This is a genomic window from uncultured Vagococcus sp. (assembly GCF_963518325.1).
GTDB lineage: Bacteria > Bacillota > Bacilli > Lactobacillales > Vagococcaceae > Vagococcus_D.
Genome location: NZ_CAUQJB010000029.1, coordinates 20,722 through 36,797, shown reverse-complemented (window position 1 = coordinate 36,797; position 16,076 = coordinate 20,722). Strand labels below are relative to the sequence as shown.

Here is a 16,076-nt window from a genome sequence, read left to right as displayed (position 1 = left end):
AAAGTGAGGATGGGACTGTCAGTTGTCCCATCCTCACAGTTAAAAAGGGGAAAAAATGAAAAAAATTAGTTTATTAATTACCATTCTTTTACTTGTAATGTCAGGTTGTACCCAAAAAAAAGAAAGAGAAAACGAAAACAGTATTAAGTTAGTTGAAGAAGAAAGTGTTGTAATTGATGGTTTGGAAATTCAGTTCTCTGAGGTTAAAACAACAGATATTGTGACTCAAAAAGACGATGAACGGATTCTTTACACCTTTCCTGTGACAGGGAAAAATTTGAGTTCGGTATCAAAAGGTTTGGGTGCTGCTGATTTTAAACTCGTAGCTATGGATGGTAAAACATATGAAATCGACCATTCGTTCGTTATTTTCGGTGATTCAGTTGCGCCAGGTGAAAGGATTGAAGGGGAATTGAATTTTTCTTTAGAGGGCAAAACTCTGCCGGAAAAGTTAACATATCAGCCAACAGATAAGGTTGTGAAGACTTGGAAAATCAAAAAAAAATAGAGAAAGTCACTCAATTAAAGGGTGAGCGGTCCTTAAATCCAAAGCTAGCTTATCGGATTGCGAAACGAATGATTGATATTACGCTATCACTGATAGGCCTCTGCTTGTTGCTCCCTTTTTTTTTGCTAATCGCAATGGGAATTAAAGCCGAAGAGTGGGGAGGCACCGTTTTTTTTAAGCAAGTTAGGGTGGGGAAAAATGGGGCCTCATTTGTGATGTATAAATTTAGGACGATGGAAATGGCAGCGGAGGACAAGTTGCCAATGTTAATTGAAAAAAATGAAATAGATGGGGCCATGTTTAAAATTAAAGAGGATCCTAGAATTACATCCTTTGGTAAATTATTAAGAAAAACTAGTTTAGACGAATTTCCGCAGCTACTAAACGTCTTGAAAGGGGAAATGAGTTTAATTGGTCCACGACCGGCTTTACCAAAAGAAGTTGCGCATTACACAGCCTTTGACAAACAACGGCTAGCGGTCGTGCCAGGTTGCAGTGGCTTATGGCAAGTAAGTGGCAGAAATCAGCTAAGTTTTTCGCAAATGGTTGAACTCGATTTAATCTATATTGAAAAAGCCGGAATTTTTTACGATTTTAAGTTAATGCTGAGAACAATCTTAGTTATTTTTAATGGCAAAGGAGCTTGTTAATGAGGGCCAATAAGAGGGAAATGCTATTAGATACGCATATAGACTGTCTGACGATGGCAGAAACATTGGCAGAGATTGAGACGATTATCGCAGAAAAAAGAAAGGTGCACCATGTGGTATTGAACGCAAGTAAGGTGAATTTACTTAAACGAGATGCTAAATTGGCTGCGATTATTAATGAGTCTGCTCTCATTAATGCGGATGGACAGTCAATTGTCTGGGCCGGACGTTTTCTAGGGATAGATGTTCCAGAAAGGGTTACGGGAATTGACATTTTTGAAAATCTAATTGAACTCGCGCAGCGTAAGGGATACAAAGTCTTTTATTTTGGAGCAGAAGAAGAAACTGTTTTAAAGGTGAAGGCCATCCACTTGAGACGGTACCCTAAATTGCAGATTGTGGGGCATCACAATGGTTTTTTTGATGAGGCTCAGTCTGTTAAAATTGCTGAAAAAATTTCGCGTTCTCAGGCCGATATTTTATTTGTTGCTTTTTCTAGCCCTATGAAGGAGTACTGGGTTAATGCCCACAGGGAGCAATTAACGGTTCCTTTTGTCATGGGGGTGGGTGGTAGCTTTGATATAGTGGCTGGTGTGACCAGGCGAGCACCAACTTGGATGCGTCGATCAGGTTTAGAATGGGTGTATCGTTTTTTACAAGAGCCAAAACGAATGTTTAAACGATATTTTATTGGAAATGTGTCATTTATATTAAATGTTCTGCAAGAGAAATGGATGAGGAAGGGTCATGAGTAGGGTCGATAAATCAAATAAGGGCTTTTTAGTAATTTGTGGAATGTTCCCAGTAATTGATGTGTTGAATGGGTTATTTTTGTCTCTCAATTACAGTTTTCCAATTGGGATACTCTATCGTTTTTACTTTTTTCTTTTTTTACTGGTGGGCATTTTACGGAAGGGTTTAAAGAAAACTAGATTAACTGTTTACACAGCTCTGGTATTGGTGTTCGTCTTGAGCACATTACTCTTGCAGACCGTTTATTTTAATTATCCATTATCCATAATTATTGCAGATGGTTCGGTTTTAATTAAATGTTTATTTTGGTCATTAATTCCATACTATGTGTATCAGCGTAAGGAAACCATTGGGCCGCGATTAAGCCCTTTATTAATTGGGTTAAACGTGCAATTTGTGTTGGGACTATTGGTGCCTTACATATTGGGGGTAGGGAATTTCACTTATGAAAATTCTCAAGCAGGTTATAAAGGATTTTTCTTTGCAACCAATGATGTAACCTTTGCTTTTATCATCTTATCTTTCTTTTCAGGTTGGTATTTAGTGAGTCAATTTGGGAAAATGCACACATTGGCAAAGGTGAGCTTAGGTTTGCTGTATTCGATGAATGTGTTTTGTTTCTTAATTATTGGAACAAAAACAGGCTTAGTTTTTTGTTGTCTTTTGACCGTTTATGTATTGGTTCAATTACTCTTTTTGATGAATGAGGTGACCGGACTTGAGAAAATGGTCATCATTATGATGCTTCTGATCGTTTTTTTATTTTTTTTGTGGCATGGTCAGGAGTTCATAGAGGAGAAGTTAGCAGGTGTGATAAATCGATTGACTTTTTTTTATTACCATTACAATCGAGATCTTGTTAGATTATTAACGAGTTCAAGAAGTACTTATCTCAAGGAAGCGACGACGCTTTTTTTTAACAATAAATCTTGGCTTTTTGCCTTCTTTTTTGGCTTTGGGGTGGAGCAACGTCTGCTAATGTTTGGTCGTTATGGTTTGGTGGAAATGGACTTTTTTGACACTTTTTTTTCCTTAGGGGCCGTGAACCTGTTCATCATAAGTGTTGCATTTTTATTTTACAATCGCTTGAATCGGCAGAGAAAGAATAACATATTTGGTCATCTGTTTTTGATTTCATTAACGTATAGTTTTTTTGTTGGGCATGTCCTGTATTCAGCATTATCCTCAACACTTTTCGGTTTAATTTGTTCAGGAATCATCGTGGATACGTCAGAACAACAGGATGGTGCTACATGATGCCTGTTGTAAGAGGTTTGTTAAGTGCCTGGCGAATGAAGGTCTATCTGAGGGAAATGAAAGGATGAAGAATATGAAAGTGATAATGGTAGGACCTGGTGTTAAAGAAAAAGGCGGGATGGCTACGGTCATTAGTAATTTTCAACGGTATTATGCTGGGAATCATCAAATAGAGTACGTGGAGTCTTGGAATTCAAGTCACATATTGGCAAAAGTCTTTAATGCGATTTGGCAGTTGCATAAACGAGTCAAAAAAGAGGAAAAGACTGTCCTTCATTTTCATGTGGCACAAAATGGTAGCTTTTTTCGAAAGTCACTTTTGGCGATGTTATTTAAAAAAAGAGCAATGCTAATTTTTCATATGCATGCTTCACAATTTGATGTTTTTTTTAAAGAGTCATCTGCTCCCGTCAAGTGGTTAATCGCGACGGTTTTATCTGCTACCGATCAAGTGGTTGTGTTGAGTCAGGAATGGAAGTTGTTTTATTCAACGATTATTTCAACTAATATTGTGGTTATTGAAAATGCTGTATCACTCATTGAGAGTCATCCATATAATCCTTGGTCGTTAAATGTTATCACTCTTGGGAAAATTGGGGAACGGAAAGGTAGTTTTGACACTCTGCAAGTCGCTCAACGATTACCGGAAATTAATTTTCTTTTGTTTGGTGATGGGGACACGTCAGAGTTGCAACATCTGATAAAAAATCGCCAAATTAAAAATGTGTTTATCGGTGGCTGGATTGATGAAGCAACCAAACTATTACTGTTTGCAGATGCCAGCTTGCATTTATTACCCTCGTATCATGAGGGGCTGCCTATGTCAGTTTTAGAGACGATGGCTGTTGGAATTCCTAATATGGCAACCAGTGTAGGTGGGATTCCACAAGTCATTGATTCTGAGACTGGTTATTTAGTTGCGCCAGGAGATTTGGAAGCGATGGTTGATGGCTTAAAACGACATTTTAATCAATTAGAATTGAGGCAGACCATGTCTGTGGCTGCTCGTCAAAGAATCGAAAAAAAGTTTTCAATTGAGTCGTTTTTTGATAAGTGGAATATGCTCTATGATGAGTTAGAAAAAGGAGATCTATAAAAAAATGAATAATAAGGAATTGAAAAATGGAATTAATGTCATTGGCTTAGGATATACAGGGTTACCAACAGCCCTCATGTTAGCCGCATCGGGTTATAAAGTCACGGGGACAGACTGCCAAGAGCAACTTGTCTCACAATTGTCACAAGGTAGATTACCTTTTACAGAACAAGGCATGGCCGAGCTGTTTGAAAAGGCGTTAAGTCAACGGATTTCATTTTCGCGAGAGTATCAGGCCACTAATTTTTATATTATTGCCGTTCCCACCCCTTATGTGAAAGAAACTAAGAAAGTGGATCCCGTCTTTCTCATTCAAGCCTTAAGAGAAACGTTATCAGTCTGTTTAAAAGGTGCCGTTATCGTATTTGAATCCACTATAGCGCCAGGAACGATTGACACATATATTCGACCTATAGTGGCGGAGGCTGGCTTAGTCGTTGGCAAGGATATTCATTTGGCACACGCTCCGGAGAGGATTTTGCCAGGAAATATGATTGAGGAGTTAAAACAGAATGCGCGAACTATTGGGGCTGATAGCTCAAATATTGCTCAGAGAATAAAAGAAGTTTATCAGAGTTTTTGTTGTGGAGAAATTGAGGTGACAAGTATACGGACGGCTGAGATGACGAAGGTAGTCGAAAATACATACCGTGATATTAATATTGCGTTTGCGAATGAACTTGCCAAAATTTGTTCGGATGAATTAGATGTGTATGAAGTGATTAGAATTGCAAATAAGCATCCCAGAGTTGATATTTTAAAGCCTGGGCCAGGTGTTGGTGGGCATTGTATATCAGTAGATCCGTGGTTTTTAGTAGGGGCTTTTCCGGAACAAACCCCATTGATTCGAACTGCTAGGTTAGTTAATGAAAAAATGCCAGAGCATGTACGAATGAAAATAAAAGCGATTATGAACGAAAATGAATTGGTTGATGACTCTCGTGTTGGATTATATGGGCTTAGTTACAAGGAAAATGTAGATGATGTTAGAGAGAGTCCAACCTTACAATTACAATCTTTGCTAGAAAAAAAAGGCGGTCCGCTTTTTAAAACCTATGATCCGCTGGTCAATCAGATTATTACAACACATCAGATGATGAACTTTGATGACTTTCTAGCGGAAGTTGATGTTGTCGTCATAATGGTTGCTCACCAGCACCTTAAAGACAATCTTTGGAAGTTGAAAAACAAAATTATTTTGGATACGCAATATATGGTCGAAGGTGCTTATTATTTATGATCAATGGCAATAGGTAGGCTTATTCAACTTATTGACAGCTCATGTGGGGACTGTCAGATGAGATAGCCAAAGATGGAAGATAGTCGTGAGTCGTCTCACTTAGACGGAAAGTAGAGGCCATAGAATGGAAGAAGTTATCAGTTTTAAAGGGATTTTATTGATATTAAAGAGGCGGTTAGTCACATTGATTATGGCAGTTCTGATTTGTACATCGACGGTTATGTTAATCACATATGTATTTGTTATACCAAAGTATAGCTCTGAAATTGATCTAGTGTTAGGCTTTTCTTCCGAGAGTGGTCATGAGACTTTAGAAAGAGAAATGGATCAGTTGAATTTTAATATTACTATGTTAGATACCTATGATAATTTATTAAACAGCCCTGCGGTTTTGGCTGAAGTCAGTGCAGATTTAGAGGGTGGGGATTATTCAATTAAAAAATTGCAGGATATGGTGAGCATGAGCCGTGAAGAAAAATCACAAATATTCACGATTGAAGTAATCGATAGTTCTCCCGAAAATGCCAAGCAAATTGTGGAGAAGGTAGTCAGTGTCTTTCAGACGAAAGTTCAAGAATTGTTAGGTAGTAACCAAAAGATTTCCATTATTGCACCTGCCACGGTTAATTCAAAAGCCATTTCGCCTAATGCTGTCTTAAATATGATAAGTGGTGTTATCTTTGGTTTGTTGACGGGAATCAGTTTGATATTGTTTACAGAATTTATGGATAAGCGAGTGAAAAATGAGAATTTCATCAGCTCAACCCTTGGTTATGCCAATCTTGGAGTAGTCTCAACAATTAATCTGAGAGAGTTATCAGTGAGAGAAAATAGAAAGTAACCTCATGGTTGATTGACAAGCTCATAAGGTAAGGCCAAATTAAAACGAGGAGTGTTTGCCGTGTTAAAAAAGAAATATACAAAGTTGGATAATCGAAAGGCAAATTTTGTGTCGCATATATTTCCACATTCAACTGTGTCTGAGCAATATCGAACTATTCGAACTAATATCGAATTCGCCATGACTGACAAAAAGCTGACTTCACTGGGAATCACCTCTTCAATCCCAGGAGAAGGAAAAACGACAACATCAATTAATCTGGGAATTATCTTTGCCAATACAGGAAAACAGGTTCTGTTAGTAGATGGGGATTTGCGAAAAAAATCATTGACACACTTATTTAATTATGGAAATAAGACTGGCTTAAGCAATCTATTAGCTCAGCCTAAACTGGCAATCAGCGACAGTGTCAAGCAGACTAAAATTGACAATCTTTATTTGATTCCCAGTGGTGGGACATCGCAAAAGCCGTCGGAATTGTTAGGGTCTAAAGCTATGGCTCAGCGTTTGGACGAAATGATACATCAGTTTGATCTTGTCATTATTGATTTGCCACCAGTTGTTAGTGTGACAGATGCCCAAATTGTCTCTGCCAAGGTCGATGGGACTATTTTAGTCGTGAGAGAAGGGGTTTCAGAAAAAGCAAAAGTGATGAAAGCTAAGCACTTGCTGGCAATGGTGAACAGTTATGTGATTGGAGCTATCTACAATGACGCTAGTTTGGAAACTGACAATCAGGATTATGCTTACCTCTCAATGACTGACAGGTAAGGAGTGATTTAGTTGGAGTGTAAAAAAGTTACCAACTCTCACTGGAGAAGATATTAGTAACTGATTAAGAAGAGCGAAGGAGTGCTATGGATAAAATAAAAGTACAGCTTGATAAGTTAAAAGGAAAGGGTTTCTTTTATGTGTTTTTCGGCAATTTTTTAGTCAAATTTTTAGTGTTTTCTTCAAGTGTTTTTATTGTTAGATTACTAGGGAAAACTGATTTTGCAAAACTAGCCTATGTAGATAATGTATTGTCTTTTTTTTTAATAATGAATGGGTTTGGTGTATCAACATCTATTTTGCGCTATACCAGTATGGATAGTTCAGCAGGTGAAAAGAAAGCGTACATTTTCTGGGGATTAAAAGTAGGGATAGGGTTTAATTGCTTACTGATGGCCATCTTTTTGGTGATTATAAAGGCGAGCCATTTTCCTTTTTCAGGTGTACGTCAGTTATTGCTGCTGTTAATTTTGAGCCCAACCTGTACCTTTCTTTTTGAATATGGGACCATGATTTTAAGAGGGCGGCTAGCGTACTGTGACTATGCCTTGATCACGATTGTGTATTCATTATTGATGCTATTGTCAATGGGGGTGTTAGCCTATTTATATGGCCTTAAAGGAGTTGTTATCTCAAGATATTTATCAGTTATTTTTTCCTCGTTGATTCTGTTGCAAATGCTAAAAAGGTATCGAACATCAAAGAGCCGTTTCGCTTTAAAAAAAAGTAACAGAAAAGAGTTTGTTAGCTATTCATTTTATTCCATGTTAGCCAATGGATTATCCCTTATATTGCCTATTAATGAAGGGTTTATTGTCAATAATGTTATTGCTAGGCCATTAATATCTACTCAGTATAAAACGGCGATGCAAATTCCGATGGGGGTCCAATTTATTGCGACTGCCATTATCATTTTTATCTTTCCGTACTTCTCTAAAAATTCTGAAAATCAGCGATGGGTGCTTGAAAAATCGAAAAATATTCAAATGGTTTTTTTCGGTGTCTTTAGTTTAGTGGCGATAGTTGCCATTCTATTGACGCCTGGGATTGTGCAACTTTTATATGGGAAAAGTTATTTGGAAATTGTACCTTTAATGAGGGTTTATTGGGTGGTGTTTTCAGTTAATGCCGGGTTTAGGATGTTGCCGGGCAATATTCTTTCTGCCATTGGGAGAGCAAAATTTAATATGTTAAATGCATTGATGACCATGTTGTTACACTTATTTTTTTGTTTGTTGATGCTATCGAGATATGGCATTATGGGGATTCCATATGCCTTGTTGGCTTCTTATCTTATTTCAGGAATAATCTCTTGGCTCTATTTACTTAATATCTCAGGCAAGAACAATTGAAACACAGTTTTTCAGAAATAGGACATCATATTTTTGTTGAAATTGTTTGAGAAGAAATTGATACTGCTAGTTTGGACATTGCAGATGTTGAAGACAATCTTTTGACTGCAAGACTATTGAAGGGATAATCCTAAAGAAAAAAAGATGGAACAAAAAAAGTGCTCCTAGGTAGCAACACTTTCTTTGATTGAATGATTTATTTTAGAGGACCAGTCCGGTATTTACTGAGCATCGGCCTCAATTTTATCGGTATCTTCTTGAGTAATAATAAAGTCCATTAACTCTGATTTATCAGGATTTAGATAAGTTACTTGAATTTTCACATCTGGAAATAAACCTTTCATGCCATCAATTACTGGTTTCATGGCTTTGACCATCGTAGGCTTAAGTGCTTCCACATCAGGAACTACTTCAGATGCTTGAGCAAAGGTATAAGTATAAATGACTGTGCTGTCTTCCCCTTCTGTAATCGCAATATCAGAATACATTGCTGCATTTTGTTCTTTTAAGCTAGGAACTTGCGATTGAGCTGCTTCAATCATCAGTGAAAAATTCTTTGAATCGCTCGTTTTTGAACTAGATGATTCCTTTGTAGATTCAGGTACCTCTGAACTTGACGCTTGTTGGCTTGACTCAGATGACGATGACTTAGATGTTGCTGATGGTGACTTGCTTGAACATGCCGCTAAGCTCATAAGTGTCATCGATGCAAGTAGAGTCGTTAATAATTTCTTTTTCATAAATGCCCTCTTTCAGTGTTTTTCTCCTATGGTGGCTTATCACATTGGACAACCCTAAGTACATTTTATACTATTAATGAAGCTAATGGAAGAACCCATTAATAATTATTGTTTTTTTATTACTCATTTTTAAAGTTAATGTGATATGAAATCTATTAATGAATCGCTATGGCCTTTCTTTGCTGGTTTTAACCTAATAGTTCGGCCTAATAGTAAAAATCAGCTGGCTCCTATGGCCATTTTTTTTAGAATAAGGCAATATTCTTGAAAATAAGTGCTTTTATGCTTTAAGATACGGTATAGGTAGTTGTTCAAACAGAAGGGAATGGTTTCGAGTGAGTGCAAAATCGATGAAAATAGTGAATCGGGTAGTAGATTCCTTTTTAATTGTATTGGGTATGTTATTAATTATTATTATGGGGAGACAAATTTGGGGAATCGGATCAGAGATTTTTCAGATTTCAGAGGGGAATCCCGATCAGGTTATTCATGATGTGTTATCATTCTTTTTATTTTTCGAGTTTTTTACAATGATTTTACGTTATCTTCAAGAGGACCATCATCTTCCAATTCGTTATTTGATTTACATTTGTATTACGGCAATTCTTCGTCATCAGATTGGGAGTCCGACTAATGCTCTAGACACATTGCTAGTTTCCATTTCTATTTTAGTCTTAGTTTGCACCTTAGTTATTATGCAGAAAACCATAAGCAAAGGGGCAATTGCTTCAGAGAATGAGTCGGAACCATACTAAGCACGCTCAAACAACATCATTCGGAGTTGAATGATGTTGTTTGAGTGTTATTTATTAAAGCGGTAGCCACTGCCCCAAATTGTTTCAATGGGGAAATTGTCGAACTGCTTGTCTTTTGCTTTTTCTCTAATACGTTTAATGTGGACAACGACGGTTGAGACATCGCTGTCGAGGACATCCATACCCCAAACTTGTTCAAAGAGCTGCTCTTTGCTCCAAAGTCGATTGGGATGTTCGGCTAAAAATAACAGTAAATTAAACTCTTTGGTGGTAAAAATGACTTCCTCTTCAGAGATAAAAATCTTATGGGCTCTTTTATCAATTCGTAACTTTCCGATTTCAATGAGTGGCAGTTCCTCGTCATTGTCAAGTGTTAGGGTCTCATGTCGTTTGATGTGAGCTTGGACGCGGGCCACCATTTCACTAGGGCTGAAAGGTTTAATCATGTAATCGTCGGCACCCAGGCCTAGGCCTCTTATTTTATCAATGTCTTCTTTTTTTGCAGAGATAATGATAATCGGCGTTTGTTTGTGCTGTCTAATCTGTTTGCAAATGTCAAAACCATCCATGCTGGGTAACATAATGTCGATGATAATTAAATCAAAGGAATCAGCTAAAGATCTATCTAAGCCGGCTTTGCCATCATTTTCAATAACTGCATTCATGTTGTTGATTTCTAAATAGTCTTTTTGAAGATTAGCGATACTAGGATCGTCTTCAATAATTAAGATCTTTTTTGTCATGGTAATCCTCCAGAAGTCGTGGGAGAGTGATGATGATTTGAGTGTATTCTCCTAATTGACTGTTAATTTGAATGGAGCCATTGTGATGCTCCACGATTTGCTTAACGATACTTAAGCCTAAACCGCTGCCTTTGACCAGAGGCGTCCGAGACTTGTCAACACGATAGAAACGCCTAAATACGTGAGCCAGTTCGTCTTGGCTGATGCCTGTACCATTATCTCTTAGAGAGAAAAAAAGGTGGTCATTGTCAAAGTCTATCTTAAAGTCCAAAGTGAGAACTTTGGTTTTATCGCGAAACTTTAAACTATTTTGAATTAAATTAGTTAAGACCTTATTCATTTGAATCGGGTCTATTGAGACTAGCAGTTCCTCAGTGGGGAAGTCTGTTGTGAGATGACTCTCATTATCCCAGTGATATTCTTCTAAAAGATGGCGAATATAGGGAATAAAATCAATAGTTTTTTTGTCAAAGATGACCGCATCTAAGTCTAGCTTGGAGTATAAAAAGAGTTCCTCGATTAGCTCGTTAAGATGAGTCCCTTGTTTATGAATGATTTCCAAGTAACGCTGTTGTTTTTCCTCTGTATTTGCCACGCCGTCTTGTAGGCCTTCTACATGGCCGATGATCGAGGTAATTGGCGTTTTTAAATCATGAGAAATATTAGCGACTAATTCTTTTCGATTGTCTTCATAGCGACTGCGGTCGGCTTCGGCTTTCTGAAGCTCACGCCACATTTGTTCAAAACTTTCTTCCAGCTGGCGGACTTCTTTTGATTTGCTTACAGGAGGACTATTTTTTTTTGATTGAATAAATTCAGTGAAATTAGCAATCGATGTCGTGGCTGATTCTAGCTCTTCTAAAGGTTCAATTGTTGTTTTGGTCAGTCGGTAATTAATCAACCAAGCCGAGAAAATGGCGATAGCAATAATGATTAGAATAATCCAAATGCCCCACTTAGTAAAGAATTCAAATAAATTACTTTCACGTTTGAGAATAATAAAACTGCCGCTACTGCCGTCAAGGTATTTAAAATCAAGCTTGATGTAGTGGAAGAGTCGTCCAGCATTATCAAGGGTTCCTGCTGGTGTGAAGTTATTGAGTTCATAATCAGGTGAATGAGCGATTAGTGATTTTTCTACCAGATTACTGGAATAATAAGAAAATTGTTTGTTTTTTCTAATAACGACTTCCAATCCTTTTTCTTCTATAGAATGAATGGTGGCTAAAATCTCTTCACTAAGAGGAGCGTTGAGCAAATCAGGCGATTTTTTTACAATTCGATCCAAGGCAATAAAACTTTCTTCTTCTTCGATAGTTAGAGCTCGTTGCTTAGTAATCATTTTATAGACCTCAGTTACACTGGGAATTTTATTAAGAGTCAGGTAAAAGACCAGAGACAAAATTAACAGTAAGGAGCTGATTGAAATAATAAAGGCACTGAGATAAGAAATCAAGAAACGTTTTTTTATGGTCATAGTGGCCTCCTTTTTATTTGTTATTATATCATGTTATCGGAAGAAACTTATAGAAGTCAGTGCTAATTCATCTTATGTTTAGATTAGTTTATAGTTTGTTCATTTTTTGTCTCTTGGGAGTTAATAAACAGTTGTTATACTGTTATTAGATAAGCAAAGGGGATAATGATTATGAAGAAAAAACTATTGCCAATTATTGGCACAATGATGGTGGCAGGACTGGTATTAGCCGGCTGCTCGACTAATGCTACAACTGAGAGCTCAACGTCACAAACAAGCACTGAGGTCAAAAAAGAAACAGTGGAAACACCAAGTGAAACTAAAGGTGAAAACTTAACTCACCTATTATCAGGGACGAATTGGCAAGGAACTAAAGTTTATGATAAAGACAACAATGATTTAACAGTGGAAAACCAAGGGTTTATTGGTCTGGCCAAATACGATCAGGAGACAGGTTATTATGAGTTTTTTGATAAAGAGACTGGAGAGACTAGGGGAGATGAAGGCACATTCTTTCTGACAGCTGATGGCGAAAAACGAGTGTTGATTTCTAAAACGAATAATTACCAAGCCGTTGTTGATGTGACGGAATTGACCGAAGATATTTTCACATACAAACGCATAGGGAAAGACAAAGCTGGACAAGATGTAGAAGTATTTGTTGATCATATTCCTTATAGTGATAAGGAGCTGGCATTTACAAATGGACGAGAAGCCTTAACCAGTGAAACTGGTACAATAGAAACAGCTCGACCTGGCTCATCTATTTTAGGTGATACTTTATGGAATGGCACCAAAGTGATAGATGAAGAGGGCAATGATGTAACTGAAGCAAATCAAGCGTTTATCAGTTTGGCTAAATTTGATGAACCCACAAGTAAATATGAATTTTTTAATCTAGAAACAGGCGAGACTCGTGGTGATTTTGGTTACTATGATGTATTGGCTCACAATAAAGTACGAGCTCATGTTTCAATTGGGGAGAATAAGTATGGCGCAGTTTTGGAAATAACTGAATTAACGGATAAAAAGTTTACGTACAAACGAATGGGGAAAGACAACGAGGGGAACGAAATTACCGTTTTTGTTGAGCATGAACCTTATACAGGTGAATTTGACCCAACATTTACATTCTAGTGATAAGGGAAAAGCCAAGGTTAGAATGTGGGAAGTATTTTAACCTTGGCTATGTTTAAATAAAATGAAACAAGTTGAGGTGAGGGGTCTGATGAAAAAAATAACTAGCTGTATGGTGTTATTGAGTGTAATCGTGTTAGGAGGCTGTAAACCAGATGTCAGAGAGGGACAAGCCCAGCAAAGTTCTGAACCAGAAGTGACCCAGGTGACGGTTAGCAACAGAGAATCTGAGCCTTCAAGTGAGCCCACAGAGGAATCAGCAGATGAGTTAGTGTTTGATCAGCACGACTACCAGTACGATGTAGTGACGGGTGCGACTCAAACTACTTTTGGCACGACTCCTCCAGCCCTCTATAGTGAAACAGAAAAAAAAGCTAAAATGTTTTGGTCCAATCAGCCACCTCTTGGTCTTCTCAAAGGGGATTATTATAAAAATGAAGGTCAGTTTACTGGCGGGAACTATGGGATTGTTGAAATCGTAACGGCTGAAAATGAAGGTAGAATTCTAGATGTGGAATTTACTGAATTTGCCAGTGAGCCATATTATGACACCAGGTATTCTGGCGTTAATAAGCGACTGTCGGATTATGCTTTTTTTCAAGCGAGTAATACTCGGACCGATAGTACACTTGTAACGGTGGTCAATGGGATTACCTATCTTGAAAAGCAAATGCGTGATGAGAACCGAGTAACGGGTGACTTTTATACCGTTAAAGGATCATCTACATCAGCTAGGGATGGCTTTATGCCATTAGCGGCGGCTTTGGATAATGCTATCAGAAAGCCAACCACAACCAAGTATCAGGGGTATGCAGAAGAGTTGGAGAGCGGCTTAATTGGTCGTTTGGAAGTAATCACCACCGATGGCAAAATCGAAGAAGTTTACTACGATGAATATTTTGGGGATACGGAAGAAAAAATAAAAGATCCACTATTAAAGCCTTATTACCGACAATCAAAATACTATTCATTGTCCTATCAAGAAAAAATGGGAAATGAGTTTATTGATTTTTCTGATCAATTAGTATCAGAGATTAAGCAAACCCAGTCTTTAAGTCTGGCAAATGCAACTTTGGAAAAACACCCTTCTTATGAGGTCTATCAGAAACTGGCAGAACACTTGAAATTGGACGAATAAAGAAAGGATTGGATGGTTATGAAAAATAAGAGATGGATTAGCTTACTCTTTTTAGTTAGTGTGCTCTTGTATGGCTGTCAACGACACGAGACCGTCAGCAGTGACTCAACAGTAATCAGTGAAGTGAGTGCCAGTGTTGACAGTGAATCGAGTCAAACCAACCAGTCATCAAGTGAGACGGTGCCAGTGCCGGCGCCAGAGATGTTTAGCCCAAATGACTTACTGAAAAGTGTTAAGGAAGGGGATCTTGGTCAAGTAGAAAAAATTCTGACCGATAAAGATTATAACATCGAGGAAATCGATCATGAGGGGAACACGCCTCTAAATGTGGCTGTTCACAGTAATCAAATCGAGATTGCCAAGAGATTAATTGATCATGGGGCAGATATTAATCGGCAAAATACTATCAGCGACAGTCCTTATCTTTATGGAGGGGCTGAAGGTCGAACAGAAATACTGGCTTATATGTTAAGTAAGGGAGAGCCTGATTTAAGCAAGGTTAATCGGTTTGGTGGGAATGCCCTCATTCCAGCGGCAGAAAAAGGTCATCTTGATACTGTTAGACTGTTGCTTGACGATGGTCGAGTGGAAGTGAATTTTCAAAATAATTACGGCTACACGGCGTTGATTGAAACCGTAGCGCTAAATGATGGCTCTCAGCTTTATCAAGACATTGCCAAAGCGTTACTGGATCATGGTGCCAGCAAGTCATTAAGAGATAACAGCGGAAAGTCAGCAGAGGATTATGCTGCTAACTATGGTTATCAGGGAATGACTCAGTTGCTCCAAAATTATTAGGCAAACTTTAAGACTATTTGAATGAAAAGGGGAGGCTGGGACAATTGTCCCGGCCTCCGATGCTTTTACGAAAATTGTACGATAGACGCGCTCCAAAAGTCTGCTCGCTTCGCTTGGACCGGTTCTTCGAGATTGCCGTCATTCTTAAGACTTTAGTCTTTAGAAATGAGGGACATCGTAACCTGTGTAGTGCTCGGAGCATGTGTTTATCTGTGACGAGTTGTCGAGGAAACAAAACGACTTTATGTCCCAGCTTGTTTTTCTTTTTATTAGAGATGGATGGATTCGGGCTGGTTGATATACCAAGTGTGGCAACAGTGTTGGCACATGTAAAAGCATTTCGATGGATTCAAGTTCTTGGCAGTTTCCATGGCGCTCTGGCTGTCAATTTTTGGCCCAATCTTAATGGCGTTAAAAAAAAGAGGGGCGTATGAACAGGTGCTTTTATGGATTTCATGTTGGCCATTTGAATCACTGGTTTTACCGTAAATGTATTTATGCATAACAATACCTCCTCTCTCTAATAATAGACTCAAAAATGATATAGGAGCTATTTTTTCACTATATGAAAAATAGTAAGCCATGGTGTTGTAGGGATTTGGGATAATAATGGCGTGAAATAAGTCTGATTCATGGGGAATATATCTCTAGATAATGTTAGATTTGCCTCTGTTATACAATTGGAGATGACTTTAGTAATTGTAGATAAACTAGGCCAAACAACTTTTGATGTAATCCCTAAGACTATGGAAATGAACATCGTCTATCTTTTTCGTGATGGGAATGGCAGAAGTGTTCGAATTTAATCGGTCTACTCTCA

The 16,076-nt window shown here is 37.9% G+C and carries 17 protein-coding genes; 13 read left to right on the top strand and 4 right to left on the bottom strand.

Going from position 1 to position 16,076, the window contains the following annotated elements; all coding sequences use genetic code 11:
- Positions 1-55 precede the first annotated feature (55 nt).
- The 9 genes from RWN13_RS18460 to RWN13_RS18420 all read left to right on the top strand — a co-directional run bounded on the left by RWN13_RS18460 (position 56) and on the right by RWN13_RS18420 (position 8,468).
- Positions 56-508, top strand: coding sequence for a hypothetical protein (locus tag RWN13_RS18460; RefSeq protein ID WP_314066657.1), 453 nt, complete (start codon positions 56-58; stop codon positions 506-508).
- Positions 487-1,158 (top strand): sugar transferase, encoded by a 672-nt coding sequence (locus RWN13_RS18455; protein ID WP_314066654.1) that lies wholly within the window; start codon positions 487-489, stop codon positions 1,156-1,158. The genes RWN13_RS18460 and RWN13_RS18455 overlap by 22 nt, the downstream gene beginning before the upstream one ends.
- Positions 1,158-1,913 (top strand): WecB/TagA/CpsF family glycosyltransferase, encoded by a 756-nt coding sequence (locus RWN13_RS18450; protein ID WP_314066652.1) that lies wholly within the window; start codon positions 1,158-1,160, stop codon positions 1,911-1,913. The genes RWN13_RS18455 and RWN13_RS18450 overlap by 1 nt, the downstream gene beginning before the upstream one ends.
- On the top strand, positions 1,906-3,168 hold the full coding sequence (locus tag RWN13_RS18445) for an O-antigen ligase family protein (protein WP_314066649.1): 1,263 nt from the start codon (positions 1,906-1,908) through the stop codon (positions 3,166-3,168). The genes RWN13_RS18450 and RWN13_RS18445 overlap by 8 nt, the downstream gene beginning before the upstream one ends.
- A gap of 73 nt (positions 3,169-3,241) precedes the next feature.
- Entirely contained in the window at positions 3,242-4,264 is a 1,023-nt protein-coding gene (locus RWN13_RS18440) for a glycosyltransferase family 4 protein (RefSeq protein ID WP_314066646.1), read from the top strand.
- Between the two features lie 4 nt (positions 4,265-4,268).
- On the top strand, positions 4,269-5,504 hold the full coding sequence (locus tag RWN13_RS18435; RefSeq protein WP_314066644.1) for a nucleotide sugar dehydrogenase: 1,236 nt from the start codon (positions 4,269-4,271) through the stop codon (positions 5,502-5,504).
- 124 nt (positions 5,505-5,628) lie between these two features.
- Positions 5,629-6,345 carry a Wzz/FepE/Etk N-terminal domain-containing protein gene (locus RWN13_RS18430; RefSeq protein WP_314066641.1) on the top strand — a complete coding sequence of 239 codons (717 nt, stop codon included), beginning with the start codon at positions 5,629-5,631 and terminating at the stop codon, positions 6,343-6,345.
- Positions 6,346-6,405: 60 nt separating this feature from the next.
- Entirely contained in the window at positions 6,406-7,116 is a 711-nt protein-coding gene (locus RWN13_RS18425; RefSeq protein WP_314066638.1) for a CpsD/CapB family tyrosine-protein kinase, read from the top strand.
- An 86-nt stretch (positions 7,117-7,202) separates the two neighbouring features.
- On the top strand, positions 7,203-8,468 hold the full coding sequence (locus RWN13_RS18420; protein ID WP_314066636.1) for an oligosaccharide flippase family protein: 1,266 nt from the start codon (positions 7,203-7,205) through the stop codon (positions 8,466-8,468).
- A gap of 221 nt (positions 8,469-8,689) precedes the next feature.
- Here RWN13_RS18420 and RWN13_RS18415 read toward each other — a convergent pair whose 3' ends face one another.
- A complete protein-coding gene (locus RWN13_RS18415; RefSeq protein ID WP_314066633.1) occupies positions 8,690-9,208 on the bottom strand; it encodes a hypothetical protein in 519 nt (172 codons plus the stop codon).
- 350 nt (positions 9,209-9,558) lie between these two features.
- Here RWN13_RS18415 and RWN13_RS18410 point away from each other — a divergent pair, with 350 nt between their 5' ends.
- Entirely contained in the window at positions 9,559-9,963 is a 405-nt protein-coding gene (locus RWN13_RS18410; protein ID WP_314066631.1) for a phosphate-starvation-inducible PsiE family protein, read from the top strand.
- A gap of 47 nt (positions 9,964-10,010) precedes the next feature.
- Here RWN13_RS18410 and RWN13_RS18405 read toward each other — a convergent pair whose 3' ends face one another.
- Positions 10,011-10,706 carry a response regulator transcription factor gene (locus tag RWN13_RS18405; protein WP_314066628.1) on the bottom strand — a complete coding sequence of 232 codons (696 nt, stop codon included), beginning with the start codon at positions 10,704-10,706 and terminating at the stop codon, positions 10,011-10,013.
- The gene (locus RWN13_RS18400) at positions 10,681-12,183 is read right to left on the bottom strand and encodes a sensor histidine kinase (RefSeq protein ID WP_399553700.1); all 1,503 of its coding nucleotides are present in this window, start codon (positions 12,181-12,183) and stop codon (positions 10,681-10,683) included. The genes RWN13_RS18405 and RWN13_RS18400 overlap by 26 nt, the downstream gene beginning before the upstream one ends.
- 171 nt (positions 12,184-12,354) lie before the next feature.
- Here RWN13_RS18400 and RWN13_RS18395 point away from each other — a divergent pair, with 171 nt between their 5' ends.
- The 3 genes from RWN13_RS18395 (at position 12,355) to RWN13_RS18385 (ending at position 15,256) form a co-directional block, all read left to right on the top strand.
- Positions 12,355-13,320 (top strand): DUF4822 domain-containing protein, encoded by a 966-nt coding sequence (locus RWN13_RS18395; protein WP_314066627.1) that lies wholly within the window; start codon positions 12,355-12,357, stop codon positions 13,318-13,320.
- A gap of 91 nt (positions 13,321-13,411) precedes the next feature.
- Positions 13,412-14,458 carry a hypothetical protein gene (locus RWN13_RS18390; RefSeq protein ID WP_314066624.1) on the top strand — a complete coding sequence of 349 codons (1,047 nt, stop codon included), beginning with the start codon at positions 13,412-13,414 and terminating at the stop codon, positions 14,456-14,458.
- 18 nt (positions 14,459-14,476) lie between these two features.
- Positions 14,477-15,256 carry an ankyrin repeat domain-containing protein gene (locus RWN13_RS18385; protein WP_314066622.1) on the top strand — a complete coding sequence of 260 codons (780 nt, stop codon included), beginning with the start codon at positions 14,477-14,479 and terminating at the stop codon, positions 15,254-15,256.
- A 269-nt stretch (positions 15,257-15,525) separates the two neighbouring features.
- On the opposite strand, the gene RWN13_RS18380 is transcribed toward RWN13_RS18385, so the two are convergent.
- On the bottom strand, positions 15,526-15,759 hold the full coding sequence (locus RWN13_RS18380; RefSeq protein ID WP_314066621.1) for a hypothetical protein: 234 nt from the start codon (positions 15,757-15,759) through the stop codon (positions 15,526-15,528).
- Between the last annotated feature and the right edge of the window lie 317 nt (positions 15,760-16,076).

Coding starts and splice junctions, on each gene's coding strand:
- RWN13_RS18460 (WP_314066657.1), top strand. CDS start 56: ATGAAAAAAATTAGTTTATTAATTACCATTCTTTTACTTGTAATGTCA.
- RWN13_RS18450 (WP_314066652.1), top strand. CDS start 1,158: ATGAGGGCCAATAAGAGGGAAATGCTATTAGATACGCATATAGACTGT.
- RWN13_RS18445 (WP_314066649.1), top strand. CDS start 1,906: ATGAGTAGGGTCGATAAATCAAATAAGGGCTTTTTAGTAATTTGTGGA.
- RWN13_RS18440 (WP_314066646.1), top strand. CDS start 3,242: ATGAAAGTGATAATGGTAGGACCTGGTGTTAAAGAAAAAGGCGGGATG.
- RWN13_RS18435 (WP_314066644.1), top strand. CDS start 4,269: ATGAATAATAAGGAATTGAAAAATGGAATTAATGTCATTGGCTTAGGA.
- RWN13_RS18430 (WP_314066641.1), top strand. CDS start 5,629: ATGGAAGAAGTTATCAGTTTTAAAGGGATTTTATTGATATTAAAGAGG.
- RWN13_RS18420 (WP_314066636.1), top strand. CDS start 7,203: ATGGATAAAATAAAAGTACAGCTTGATAAGTTAAAAGGAAAGGGTTTC.
- RWN13_RS18415 (WP_314066633.1), bottom strand. CDS start 9,208: ATGAAAAAGAAATTATTAACGACTCTACTTGCATCGATGACACTTATG.
- RWN13_RS18410 (WP_314066631.1), top strand. CDS start 9,559: ATGAAAATAGTGAATCGGGTAGTAGATTCCTTTTTAATTGTATTGGGT.
- RWN13_RS18405 (WP_314066628.1), bottom strand. CDS start 10,706: ATGACAAAAAAGATCTTAATTATTGAAGACGATCCTAGTATCGCTAAT.
- RWN13_RS18400 (WP_399553700.1), bottom strand. CDS start 12,183: ATGACCATAAAAAAACGTTTCTTGATTTCTTATCTCAGTGCCTTTATT.
- RWN13_RS18395 (WP_314066627.1), top strand. CDS start 12,355: ATGAAGAAAAAACTATTGCCAATTATTGGCACAATGATGGTGGCAGGA.
- RWN13_RS18390 (WP_314066624.1), top strand. CDS start 13,412: ATGAAAAAAATAACTAGCTGTATGGTGTTATTGAGTGTAATCGTGTTA.
- RWN13_RS18385 (WP_314066622.1), top strand. CDS start 14,477: ATGAAAAATAAGAGATGGATTAGCTTACTCTTTTTAGTTAGTGTGCTC.
- RWN13_RS18380 (WP_314066621.1), bottom strand. CDS start 15,759: ATGCATAAATACATTTACGGTAAAACCAGTGATTCAAATGGCCAACAT.